Annotated in this window: 11 protein-coding genes and 1 pseudogene; 5 read left to right on the forward strand and 7 right to left on the reverse strand. The window is 71.3% G+C overall.

All coding sequences use genetic code 11. The annotated features are described in order from the left end of the window. Nucleotides 1-10 precede the first annotated feature (10 nt). Nucleotides 11-514: a flavin reductase family protein gene (locus ACFULQ_RS36960; protein ID WP_383552626.1), complete on the forward strand. Its 504-nt coding sequence runs from the start codon at nt 11-13 to the stop codon at nt 512-514. Nucleotides 515-1,897: 1,383 nt separating this feature from the next. On the opposite strand, the gene ACFULQ_RS36965 is transcribed toward ACFULQ_RS36960, so the two are convergent. From ACFULQ_RS36965 to ACFULQ_RS36975, 3 genes and pseudogenes are all read right to left on the reverse strand, one after another. Further along, nucleotides 1,898-2,668, reverse strand: coding sequence for a collagen binding domain-containing protein (locus ACFULQ_RS36965; protein ID WP_383552656.1), 771 nt, complete (start codon nt 2,666-2,668; stop codon nt 1,898-1,900). Nucleotides 2,669-2,788: 120 nt separating this feature from the next. Next, nucleotides 2,789-4,351, reverse strand: a pseudogene (locus ACFULQ_RS36970) (MFS transporter); the annotation flags it as partial. Between the two features lie 159 nt (nt 4,352-4,510). Further along, on the reverse strand, nt 4,511-4,996 hold the full coding sequence (locus ACFULQ_RS36975) for a MarR family winged helix-turn-helix transcriptional regulator (protein WP_383552629.1): 486 nt from the start codon (nt 4,994-4,996) through the stop codon (nt 4,511-4,513). Nucleotides 4,997-5,548: 552 nt separating this feature from the next. Here ACFULQ_RS36975 and ACFULQ_RS36980 point away from each other — a divergent pair. Next, a complete protein-coding gene (locus ACFULQ_RS36980; protein ID WP_383552632.1) occupies nt 5,549-7,024 on the forward strand; it encodes an MFS transporter in 1,476 nt (491 codons plus the stop codon). 375 nt (nt 7,025-7,399) lie between these two features. Here the strand turns inward: ACFULQ_RS36980 and ACFULQ_RS36985 are convergent, their stop codons facing one another. Continuing rightward, complete coding sequence (locus ACFULQ_RS36985; RefSeq protein ID WP_383552635.1) at nt 7,400-7,873, reverse strand: MarR family winged helix-turn-helix transcriptional regulator; 474 nt, start codon at nt 7,871-7,873, stop codon at nt 7,400-7,402. Nucleotides 7,874-7,930: 57 nt separating this feature from the next. Here ACFULQ_RS36985 and ACFULQ_RS36990 point away from each other — a divergent pair, with 57 nt between their 5' ends. Both ACFULQ_RS36990 and ACFULQ_RS36995 read left to right on the forward strand, forming a co-directional pair. Beyond that, a complete protein-coding gene (locus ACFULQ_RS36990; protein ID WP_383552638.1) occupies nt 7,931-8,680 on the forward strand; it encodes a pirin family protein in 750 nt (249 codons plus the stop codon). A gap of 43 nt (nt 8,681-8,723) precedes the next feature. Then, nucleotides 8,724-9,377: an FMN-dependent NADH-azoreductase gene (locus tag ACFULQ_RS36995; protein WP_383552641.1), complete on the forward strand. Its 654-nt coding sequence runs from the start codon at nt 8,724-8,726 to the stop codon at nt 9,375-9,377. A gap of 356 nt (nt 9,378-9,733) precedes the next feature. Here the strand turns inward: ACFULQ_RS36995 and ACFULQ_RS37000 are convergent, their stop codons facing one another. From ACFULQ_RS37000 to ACFULQ_RS37010, 3 genes are all read right to left on the reverse strand, one after another. Further along, nucleotides 9,734-9,853 carry an AraC family transcriptional regulator gene (locus tag ACFULQ_RS37000; RefSeq protein WP_383552644.1) on the reverse strand — a complete coding sequence of 40 codons (120 nt, stop codon included), beginning with the start codon at nt 9,851-9,853 and terminating at the stop codon, nt 9,734-9,736. A gap of 53 nt (nt 9,854-9,906) precedes the next feature. Next, complete coding sequence (locus ACFULQ_RS37005) at nt 9,907-10,056, reverse strand: hypothetical protein (RefSeq protein WP_383552646.1); 150 nt, start codon at nt 10,054-10,056, stop codon at nt 9,907-9,909. A 581-nt stretch (nt 10,057-10,637) separates the two neighbouring features. Next, nucleotides 10,638-10,982: a hypothetical protein gene (locus ACFULQ_RS37010; RefSeq protein ID WP_383552649.1), complete on the reverse strand. Its 345-nt coding sequence runs from the start codon at nt 10,980-10,982 to the stop codon at nt 10,638-10,640. 24 nt (nt 10,983-11,006) lie between these two features. Between ACFULQ_RS37010 and ACFULQ_RS37015 the strand changes: the two genes are divergently transcribed. Next, a partial coding sequence (locus ACFULQ_RS37015) for a hypothetical protein (RefSeq protein ID WP_383552652.1) occupies nt 11,007-11,212 on the forward strand: 206 nt, incomplete at its 3' end.

Below are 11,212 nucleotides of genomic sequence, written 5' to 3' on the forward strand. Positions count from 1 at the left end.
AGGAGTTCCGATGCGCCCGAGCGTGAACGCGCGGACGTTCCGAACCGCCCTGGGCCAGTTCGCCACCGGCGTCACCGTGATCACCGGACTGGACGGCGACGAACCGGTCGGTCTGGCCTGCCAGGCGTTCTCCTCGCTGTCCCTCGACCCGCCGCTGGTGCTGTTCTGCCCCGGGCACACCTCGACCAGCTGGCCGCGCATCCGCGCCTCCGGCCGCTTCGGGGTCAACGTCCTGGCCGAGGACCAGCGCGCGGTCTGCGAGGCGTTCGGCAGCACGAGCGGCCCCAAGTTCGACGCGGTCGGCTCCCGGCGCACCCCCGGCGGGACGGTCGTGCTGGACGGCGTCCTGGCCTGGCTCGGCTGCACCGTCGAGACGGTCTACGACGGCGGCGACCACGACATCGTCGTGGGCCGGGTGCAGGAACTGAGCGTGGAACGGCAGGACGGGCCGCTGCTCTTCTTCCGGGGCGGCCACGACCTGCCGGACGCGGCGCTGACGTCCAGCGGGCGTTGAAGCGGCGTCGAGTGGGCGTTGAGGCGGATGGGGCCACCGCCTTCGTGCACGGTGCGTCAGCCTCGTCCGAATCCGGTGCCCCCGCAGGTCCGGGTACCGGCCCGGCCCGGACGGCGACAGATCGAGCGTGGTGGGCGAACCGGTCGATGCCGCGGTTTCCGGGCTGCGGTGGACCGTCATGCCGCGCGCGCAGCGGGAGCACATCCTGGATGCAGTCCGAAGCCCTCACACCCGGCGGCCGGTTCACCGCTTCGCCTGTCCGCAGGCGCCCGCCACCTCGCCGCCGAACCGGCCCTTCGTCTCTGTTCGTGCACCGGGCCACCCACGAGCCGTGACCGCGACGGCGAGGATCGCGCCCGAACGCCCACCGCGACGCATCGAGCAGTTGGCTTCAACTACGTCGGCGTCATCAGTGGAGCCGCGGCCAGCGGACTGCCCGGCGCCGGCGGCCACTTCCGCCTCGCGTACGCCGTCCCGGCGACCCTGGCGCCGCCGCTCAGTGGGCCACCGTTCGCCTTGGGTCCTCGGCGTGCCGGAGCCCGGCCGGTACGCCCCTTCGGGCCCGGGATGCCGGGGGTGGTGAAAGGGCGCAGCGGCCACCGGTCGTGCCGTGGAGTCGAGGGCGGACACCAGTGGCCCGTCCGTCGCCGAAACGACCTGCACGACGAGCCGGTGGGCGACCACCGGTCCGCGGTGGTCAGTTCAACAAGTAGGGCCGTCAAAGGTGCACGGCGGCGCCGGGTCGTAGTGATACGGAGGTTTGGCCACGGCGCGGACAGTCGAATGTCCTGCTGGTGATGCCAGACCGGACAGAGCAAGTGCAGCAAAGGCGACGGCCGTTGCTGTCGACAGAATACGGACTACGTGCAGGCGCACTTTTCCTCCATTGAGACATTGAGAGAAGCAGATGCTTGCGGCGCGCATGCACACGCTAACGTGTGCATGCGTCTCGAGAATTGCGGCGTATGGGGCAGCGGAGTGCAAGGGGCGGCAAAGAAGGTCCCAAGTGCAGGTCGGGTGTGCAGGGGGGCAGCCGGTGGACGTCAGGCAGGGCCGCCGGGCGCTGAAGTGCCGCACCCCGTAGGTGAGATGGACATCGTCACGGAGGCCGGGCGGACGGCGGCCACGCGGCCCGAGCTCGAACAGCGCTCACGGCCGTGGTCCCAGATGTCCACGCCCTCGCCGCATGCGTCAACGCCCAGGGCGGGGTCGGCAGCTGTGCGTGGTGTGGACGGTCGTCCCGGCTCCTGACAGCGGGCACGGGTGCGCGCGAGACGGCCACAGGGCCGGGTGCCGGCTGAGCCGTCGGCTCGCCGGCCGCGCACTGGTCCGATGTCCTGCCCCTCGCCCGGACAGGGGGGTACGTCCGGGCGAGGGTGCCTGTCACTCGCCCGGGTGGGAGAGCTCGATGTCGTGACCTTCCGCCCGGGAGCCGATGGTCACGTGGTCGGCCCGCGGCGGGTAGCCGGCCGCCGTGACCGTGTACTCGCCGCCGTCGAGGTCGATGAAGCCGTACGCGCCGTCCTCGCCGGTGGTGGCGGTGGCCACCACGTTTCCGGCCGCGTCGACCAGGGTGACCCGGGCGTCGTTCATCGGTCGGCCGGCGGCCCTGACCACACCCTGTAGCTGCGAGCCGTAGGTCAGCGCGATCTCGGTCCTGGTCACGCCGTGCGTGGCGACCTCGACGGGCATCACCAGCGGCCGGTACCCGGCCGCGGTGACCGCGAGAGTGACCTGGCCGGGGACCAGCGCGGCGAAGTCGAACGTGCCGTCCGCCCCCGAGACTCCGGTGTCGATCACCTCTCCGCGCACATCGGCCGCGACCACCACGGCACCGCCGACCGGTTCCTTGGTGTCGGCCGACCTGACGGTGCCGAGCAGACCACTGGTTCCGGAGAGCAGGACGTCGTACGTGACCGGATCGGGGCCGATCACGACCGTCGACGCCTGGGGCTGGTAGCCGTCTGCGGACGCGATGAGCACATAGCTGCCGACACCCGGTGCGTCCAGCCGGTACGAGCCGTCCGGGCGGGACAACGCGCGGCCCAACTGCCGTCCGCCCAGGGAGATCAGTGTGACGGCGGCCCGCGCGACGGGCGTGTCCTCGGCGCCGCGGACCCGCCCGACGACCGGTGTTCCGCTGGACGACGGCATCGGGGCCGTGCCGTTCGCGGTCGACGTCGGGACGCCGGCGGAGAGCGGCCGCTGAGCCTCGTACGGGGGATGGGCGGTGGCAGAGGCGACCGGGGCCGGCGCGGTCTCCTCGTCGGTGCGGCGGCGCAGGCCGAGCGCCGCGAGAACGGCGCCGACGAGGGCGAGGATCCCGGTGACCAGTACGGCCGTGTGGACGCCGTTCATGAAGGCGGTGTGGCTGCCCTCCGTCACCGCCGCCCTGAGCTGTGCGGGCATCGAGCCGGTGACCGGGGCGACGCCCATGGCGACCGCGTCCTTCGCCTCGGCGAGGCGGGAGGCGACCGGGCCGGGCACCCCGGCGTCGGTGAGCGAGCCGGTGAGGGTGGAGCCGACGCGGCTGCTGATGATCGAGACGAGGACCGAGGTGCCCAGTGCGCCGCCGATCTGCAGCGCGGTGCCCTGCAGTCCGCCCGCGACGCCGCCGTCCCTGACCGGGGCGTTGCCGACGATCGCGTCGGAGGACGCGGACATCACCATGCCGACGCCGAGGCCGAGCGCGGCGAACGGCGGCCACATGGCGGCGTAGGAGGAGTCGGCGCTCCAGGCGAGCATCGTGAACGCGGCGCCGGCCTGCAGCGCCATGCCCAGCGGCATGGTCAGACGCGGGCCGAACCGCTCCGTGAGCTTCGCGCCGATCGGCGAGGCCACCATGGAGACGAGGCTGAGCGGCAGAGTGCGCACCCCGGCCTGGACGGGCGTGAAGCCGCGGACGTTCTGCAGGTACAGCATCACGAAGAAGATCACGCCGAGCAGGACGAAGAAGTTCAGCGCGGTGACGAACGTGCCGATGGTCAGGGCGGGGCTGCGGAACAGGCGCATGGGCAGCAGAGGGTGCGTCACACGGGTCTCGTACCAGCCGAAGAGGACCAGGACGACCAGGCCCGCGCCGATCGAGCCGAGCGTGCCGCCCGAGGTCCAGCCCCAGGTCTCGCCCTTGACGACGCCGAAGACGACCGCGAGCAGTCCGAGCGCGAGCAGAACGACACCGGGCACGTCGAACTTCTCGTCCGCGGCTGCCTCGTTCCTCGACTGCGGCAGCACGAACAGGCTGAAGACGAGGGCGATGACGCCGATGGGGGCGTTGATGTAGAAGACCGACTCCCAGTTGACGTGCTCGACGAGCAGTCCGCCGACGATCGGGCCGAGCGCGGTGGAGACGGACGAGATCATCGCCCAGATGCCGACGGCCATGCCGAACTTCTTCGGTGGGAACACCGCGCGCAGCAGGGCGAGGGTGTTGGGCATGAGCATCGCGCCGAAGAGTCCCTGTGCGGCGCGGAAGGCGATGGCGCCGTCGATCGAGCCGACGAGGCCGATGGCGACGGACGACAGGGTGAACCCGACGACGCCGACGAGGTAGAGGGTCCGGCGTCCGAGGCGGTCGCCGAGCTTGCCGCCGAGGATGAGGGCGGCAGCGAGCGCGAGCAGGTAGGAGTTGGTGACCCACTGCAGTTCGGCCGTGCTGGCGTGCAGGTGGCGGGCGATCTCGGGGTTGGCGATCGCGACGACGGAGCCGTCGAGGCCGACCATGAACAGGCCGAAGGCGACGGCGATGAGGGTCAGCCAGGGGTTGGCCCGCAGATCGCGGGACCGGGAGGCGTGGGTCTGCCGGGCGGGCGCCCCGGAGACAGCGGTGACAGGCATGGGCGAGGTGTCCTCGGAGTGTGTGGCACGCGAGAGAACGCGTGGACGTATGGGGTTGTGGTGGGGGGAGTGGTTGGTGGTGGGGAGTGGGGTGGGCAGCACACCCGGCCCCGGCCGTGTCGACGGCGAGGGCGGTGTGCGTGCGGAGGCCGCGACCGGTCAGACGGAGTGGTCGCGAAGGCGCTGGGCGAGGCTCGCGAGGGCGCCCAGCGCCGAGCCGAGGGCTTCGGTCTCGCCGTCGGTGAGGGTGCGCAGCGCGGACGCGAGCTGCCCGATCGCGACATCCTCGGCCTCGGTGATGCGCCGACGGGCCTCGGCCGTGACACGAAGGTGCGCGACACGCTTGTCGGTGTCGTCCTGGTGGCGTTCGAGCATGCCCGCGTCGGTGAGGCCGGTGACCAGGGCGCTGACGTTGTTCGGCTTCATCAGCAGCGCGCTGGCGGCTTCGTGGACGGTGGCGTCGTCGTTCTCGGCGACATACCGAAGGAGCGCCAGCTGGCGCTCGGGGGGCTTGGGGTAGGGCAGTCGCGCCGCGATACCCCGTTCGACAGAGCGGTTCAGCGCGGGCAGACACGCCGCGAGGCCTGCGGCCACGTGGTCGATGCGCTGGCTCCGGCTCTGGTGAGCCGTGCTGGCTCCGGACATGCCCGCAAGTTATCTATCAAGGCATACCTATGTCAACATACCCATCGCGTTTGTTGCCATGGAAACGAATCTGGTGTACCTTTGATTCTGTGTCAACAAACAGCGTTCTCGTTCCGTCCGGGAACGGCCCGAGTCGGCCGACCGGCGTGAGGGCGGCTCACTGTCCGAGGCACTGTCCGATGCCCACGTCACGGATCACTTCATCTTTGAGCCGTGACCCTGGGGCGGACCAGGAGCGTTTCGTTCATCCGCGAGCACGCCGGCTGTCACATCGACGTGATCCGATCGGGCTCTGATGGGTTTCCGAGCCTGGGCCGGGGTCCTCACGTGCCTGAGCCAGGTGCCACCCCGTGACCATGTGAAGGCCTCGTCGTTCCGCGCGCGCCCCGTCAGGCCGCCCGCGACGCCGCCGGTGTCCGAGTGACCGACGGCCGGCGTGGGACGACGGACACGGGGGACATGTCCTCCGCGTCGGGGCGGCGGAAACTCTGGATCATTCGCGGACTGCGGCAGCACATGCCGTCGCCGTCCGTGCATCTGGGAAGGCGTCACATGAACAAGGTCGAAGAGGCGTCGGGCTTCGGGGAAACCGCGGACCGTCCGCCGGTGACCGAGGGCTCCGCGTCGATGTCCGACCACCGGGGATGGATCCTGGCGGTGCTGGGGGCGGCGCAGCTGATGGTCGTGCTCGACAACACGATAGTGAACGTCGCGCTGCCCTCGGCGCAGGCGGACCTCGGCTTCGGTACCGGTGGCCGGCAATGGGTCGTCACCGCCTATGCGCTGGCCTTCGGGAGCCTGCTCCTGCTCGGCGGACGCCTGACCGACCTGATGGGGCGAAAGCGGGCGTTCATCATCGGTCTGATCGGTTTCGCCGGCGCCTCGGCCGCCGGTGGTGCGGCCACCGGTTTCGGCATGCTGATCGCGGCCCGCGCCGTACAGGGCGCGGCCGGTGCCCTGCTCGCGCCGGCCGTGCTCTCCCTGATCACCACGACGTTCCCGGGCGGAAGGTCGCGCACGCGCGCGTTCGCCATCATCGGCACCATCGTCAGTGCCGGAGGGGGGATGGGCCTCGTCCTGGGAGGCGTCCTCACCCAGTACATCAACTGGCGATGGACGATGTACGTCAACGTCGTGTTCGCGGTCGGGGCGGCCCTCGGCGCGTGGCTGCTCCTGCCGAGCCGGCGGGCCGACGAGCGCCCCCGGATGGACCTGATCGGAACCGTCCTGGCGTGCCTGGGTCTCCTGGGTGTCGTGTTCGGCTTCGCCCAGGCCGAGACCCGGGGCTGGGCCTCGCCGGTCGTGCTGGGGTCGCTGCTCGGCGGTGTGCTGGTCCTGGCCGGCTTCGTGCTGCGTCAGCACCTCGCGCCGGCGCCGTTGCTGCCGCTGCGGGTGCTGCGCAACCGTGAACGCGTCGCCGCCTACGTCAACCGCTTCGCCTCCTCCACGGGCAACTTCGGCATCATCTTCTTCACCACCTTCTTCCTCCAGGAGAACCTGCATCTGTCCCCGGTGCTGGCGGGCCTGGGCACCCTGCCGGTGGTCATCGGAGTCATCGTCTCGTCGAACGTCCTCGGCAGCGCCTCCTGGCTGGTCCGTATCCGGCCGAAGGTGGTCATCATCGCCAGCCTGGTCCTCACGGCCGCCAGCCTGGTGTGGCTCAGCAGGCTCGAACCCTCGTCGTCGTACTGGACCGTGGTGCTGGGCCCGCTGTTCCTCTTCGGCATCGGCCAAGGGGTCAACACCACACTCGCCATGAGCAACGCGCTGGTCGGGCTCGACCCCGACGACGTCGGAGTGGGATCCGCGCTGTTCTCGGTGATGCAGCAACTCGGCGGTTCCGTCGGAACGGCCCTGCTGTCGACCGTCGCCAGCACCGTCACCGCCGGATACCTGAGCTCCCACGCCGGCTCCCGCGACGCGGCGGCCGTACACGGGTACAACGCGGCGTTCCTGACCATGGCGGCCGTCTTCGCGAGCGCGGCGCTGTTGTGCGGGATCCTGATGCGCTCCGGGAAGACACGCTGAGCTGCACGCGGAATGGGTGTAGGGGACCCGGAGACCGGTTCGGCCCGCGCAGCTGTGCTGGGCGTTGCGTGTCGGTCGGCGCCACGAGGGCGGCATGTCGTAGGGAAGCGGGAGCCGGGGTGGGGGACCTCGTGCCATGGACCCGCAGCGACGCCTGGTCCCGGAGACTCTTGGGTGGGGCTCGAACAGACCGGGGCCGACCCGCAGTCCGCGCGGCGGTCGCCCCGGATGCATGCGGGTCTGCCGCCTCACTCCCCGCCGAGGTTCCGCCGGCGTCGTCAACTCCGAAGTCGCCGGTCGGTGCGGCGGTGAGGGCACGCCAGGCGGATGGGTGCTCCGCGGACCGCTCGGCGGTCGCGCAGGCGGCCCGCGGCCTCAGTCGGCCGGAACCTCGTCGTGTTCGGTGGCCAGGTGCTTGGTCACGAGCTCGGTGATGTCGCCCAGCGTCTCGAGTTGTTCGCTGGTGAGCAGGTCGGCGAAGCAGTGGCGTACGGCTTCGAGCTGGATCCGGGAGGCGACCCGGACGGCGGCGAGTCCCGACTCGGTGAGCACGACGTCGAAGCCGCGGGCGTCGTCGCAGGAGGCTCGCGTGATGGTGCCGCGGCTCTCCATGCGGGTGATCTGCCGGGACAGGCGGCTCCGGTCCCACTGCAGGATCCGGCAGAGGTCGCGGGACCGGATCCGGTGCCCCGGTGCTTCCGACACATGGAGCAGGACCGAGTAGTCGGCCTCGCTCAGGCCGCACTTACGGGTCAGGCGCCTCGCCAGGAGCGCCGTCATGTTGATGCGCATCTCCTGGAAGCCGCGCCAGGCCCGCTCTTCCCGCTCGTCGAGCCACCTTGGTTCCATGATGACCACTCTAACATTTGTTGACATGGAAACTAAGTGTGGTCTAGTTTCGGTTCCATGGAAACAAACGGGGCGACCGTGCTCCCGAAGCAGGACCGCGCCAAGCCCGCGCCCGGGGTCAACGCACTGTCCAACCGGGTGGTCGAGGGCGGCTACGCCGCTGACGGGCAGCCGTCCGCCGCACTGTTCTTCTGGTCCCACACGCGCTTCCTGAGCGACTTCACCTTCGGACTGCACCCCCACGAGGGGTTCGAGATCATCTCGTTCATCCTCGAAGGACGTACGCGCCACTTCGACACCAAGACCGACCGCTGGCTGGACCTGAGGAGCGGAGACGCCCAGATCATCCGGTCGGGCTCGGGTCTGTGGCATCGCGAAGGCGCCACCGAAGGCGCGCGGGTCTTCCAGATGTGGTTCGACCCGGGCTTCGACACCGCGCTGCGAACCGAGCCGTCCTACACCGACCACCCCGCCGCGCAGTTCACGCCGCGACCGGTCGGCGACGCCCTCGTCACCGACCAGGTGGGCGGGCAGGGGCCGGTACGGGCGCACACGGAGGGGCTCTCGATCCGTCGTGTCGCCGTCCCGCGCGGGGCCCGGGCGGAGCTGGAGGTCGGCGCGGGCCGCTTCACCCTGGTCTACGTCCTCGGCGGTGAGGCCACGGTCAACGGCGCCCGCGCGGCGACCGACGACACCGTTTCCCTGAGCGGCGCATCCGCGATGACCGTCGAGGCGGCCGAACCGGCCGACCTCTTCCTCGTCTCGCTCCCCAGTCACCCGGCCTACCAGCCGGTCCGCGGGCGCTGACGGCCCGCTTCAGCATCATTTACCCCACAACTGGAGAACAGTCATGGCCACCTTGCTGCACATCGATTCCTCCGCCTACCCCGGCCAGGCGTCCACGTCCCGCGTGGTGACGGAGGCCTTCCGCGCCGCGTGGGAGGAGCAGCACCCCACCGGGACCGTGATCTACCGCGACCTCGCCGCCGACCCGGTGCCCCACATCACGGCCGACGCCTACCTGGCCGGCATGGCCGACCCGGCCCAGCGCACGCCCGAGCAGGCCGCCGCCTTCGCCCTGCGTGAGCAGCTCATAGCGGAGCTGGAGAACGCGGACGCCGTCGTGATCGGCGCTCCCATGTACAACTTCTCCATCCCCTCCAGCCTCAAGGCGTGGCTGGACCACGTGATCCTCCTGGGCCGCACGGCCCGTGGCGAGGACTCGAAGGTCAAGGGCACGCCCGTGACGGTGGTCACCAGCCGCGGTGGCTCGTACGCACCCGGTACGCCCCGGGCGCCTTACGAGTACGTCCTCAACTACCTGGAGGCCGTCCTGACGGCGACTCTGGAGGTGGAGACCCACTTCATCGTGGCCGACCTGACGCTGGCCAAGGTCATGCCCGGGATGGAGGAGCTCATCCCGCTCGGCGAGAAGTCCCGGACTGACGCCCTTGAGCAGGCGGAGTCCAGGGCCAAGGAGCTCGTGGGGCGCCTCGCGGCGTAGCCGGGCCCGGCGACAAGCCAGGAGACAAGCCAGGGTCGCCTTCCCCCTCCCCGGTTGCGCGTCCCGCACCGAAGCGGCCGAGTATCCACTCGGCCGCTTCGGCTCGTTCGCGGGCAGTCCGGTTTCGCGCGGGCGGGCACGGCACGGTACCTGAGGGAAGCCGGATGCAGTTCGGCGCCGAGCGCGGCGGCGGTGACTCGTACCGCGAGGGCCGTGAGACCGTTTCCCGGGAAGCCGGGCGATATCTCGCCTCTGTCGGAAACGGTCCGGCGCATGCCCGGGGTCCTGTGGTCCTGTGGTCCGCGTCCGACCGGGGGCGTGAGGGCCGTGTCCACCCGGGTGGCTGGCCCCTGCCGTCAGTCCGCGGCGGCCATCCGCCGGTGCCGGGCCACGACGCTGCTCGGCGTGACCCCGTACGCCTGCTTGAAGACACGGCTGAAGTGCGCCATGTCGTTGAAGTCCCAACGGAAGGCCACGTCGGTGACCGTCGTGCTGCCGCCGCCCCGGGCGAGTCCCCGATAGCAGACCCTCAGGAGCGCCGGCGGATCCAGCGTCCCACCGTGCTGTCCGTGTCGCCGAACGCCAGATGGAGGGTGCGCACCGAGACGTCGAATGCCTCGGCCACGGAGGAGGCGCACAGGTCCGGGTCGTCGAGGTGGTCCTCGATGTACGGGCTCACGGCGGCCAAGGTGCGCGAACGCGGCCGTACGACGCGGCGTTCGGCCGGCGTTCCGGGGCCGGCGGACAGCAGGCGTAGGAGAACAGCGACGTGTCCACAGCGCTGCCGGCAGCCCGGAGGCACTGGAGGTCACCGGCGCGCACACGGTCCGGTCCGCGGGGCAGGCTCTGGAGGACTACCCGCGCGTACACGGTCCGGGCCGCGACCTGAGCGTCCTGACGGGACGGCTGACGCGACGCGCCCGCCGTCCCGTCGTCAACCGGGCCGGCTTCCGGGAGGACCGTGGGTGCACACGGCCCGCCTGAAGCCGAGCAGGCTCCGGGCTGGATCAGCTGGATCAGCGGGCCGTGACCGGCGCCGGTTCCACCGGTGCCGTGTCCCCGCCCGCACCGGCCGCCCGGCGGGGCGCGGACCAGGGCCAGGACCACCAGGCCCGCCACGAGGCCGACCGAACCGGCGGTCACCAGCGCCGAGTTGAGCCCCGAGGCGAACGCGGACCGCAGCACGTGCTCGGGGAACGCGTGCCGCAGGAAGGCCGCGCCACCCCCCCCGCCAGGGTGTCCGCGTCATGCGGCAGGGTGTCAGCCATGCATGAGGTCAGCACGGTGTCGTAGACGGCGACCATCAGCGCGTACCCGAGCTGCCGGAGGGGGTTCACCCACCCCGCCTGCCATGCCCGACCGCCCCGCGGGGACCGCGGCGAGCGCCGCCCCGGAGGTGGTGGGGGAGAGGAGCCCGGTGCCGACACCCACCAGGACCAGGCCGAGGACGAGGGACGTCCAGCCGAAACCCGCGTCGAGGGACGCCTGCGCGAAGGACCCGGCGGCGAGCAGCAGCGGGCCCGCTCCCATGGTCCACCGTGCGGCGATCCTGGGCGACAGCGCGCCGACCGTCGTCGCGACCACCATGGCCGCGGCCGGCAGCATCCTGAGGCCGCCGTCCGCCGGGGCTTGAGGTGGAAGTTCGGGGCGCCGTCCGACGAGCAGATCGTCCTCCTGCGCCCCGAACAGCTGCCGGAGCCGGGCCGGCCCGTATCGCGCCCGAGGACGAACCCCTCGCCGTCCTCCACCGCGACCGCGGGGCCGCCATCCACCCTCATGGTCACCGTCCGCGCGAGGAGCACCGTCGTACGCGCGGCGGGCACCTGGGTGCCCGC

It is taken from the genome of Streptomyces sp. NPDC057253, assembly GCF_042669125.1.
Lineage (GTDB): Bacteria > Actinomycetota > Actinomycetes > Streptomycetales > Streptomycetaceae > Streptomyces.

Coding starts and splice junctions, on each gene's coding strand:
- ACFULQ_RS36990 (WP_383552638.1), top strand. CDS start 7,931: ATGGAAACAAACGGGGCGACCGTGCTCCCGAAGCAGGACCGCGCCAAG.
- ACFULQ_RS36960 (WP_383552626.1), top strand. CDS start 11: ATGCGCCCGAGCGTGAACGCGCGGACGTTCCGAACCGCCCTGGGCCAG.
- ACFULQ_RS37010 (WP_383552649.1), bottom strand. CDS start 10,982: ATGCTGCCGGCCGCGGCCATGGTGGTCGCGACGACGGTCGGCGCGCTG.
- ACFULQ_RS36975 (WP_383552629.1), bottom strand. CDS start 4,996: ATGTCCGGAGCCAGCACGGCTCACCAGAGCCGGAGCCAGCGCATCGAC.
- ACFULQ_RS36980 (WP_383552632.1), top strand. CDS start 5,549: ATGAACAAGGTCGAAGAGGCGTCGGGCTTCGGGGAAACCGCGGACCGT.
- ACFULQ_RS36985 (WP_383552635.1), bottom strand. CDS start 7,873: ATGGAACCAAGGTGGCTCGACGAGCGGGAAGAGCGGGCCTGGCGCGGC.
- ACFULQ_RS36965 (WP_383552656.1), bottom strand. CDS start 2,668: ATGCCGTCGTCCAGCGGAACACCGGTCGTCGGGCGGGTCCGCGGCGCC.
- ACFULQ_RS36995 (WP_383552641.1), top strand. CDS start 8,724: ATGGCCACCTTGCTGCACATCGATTCCTCCGCCTACCCCGGCCAGGCG.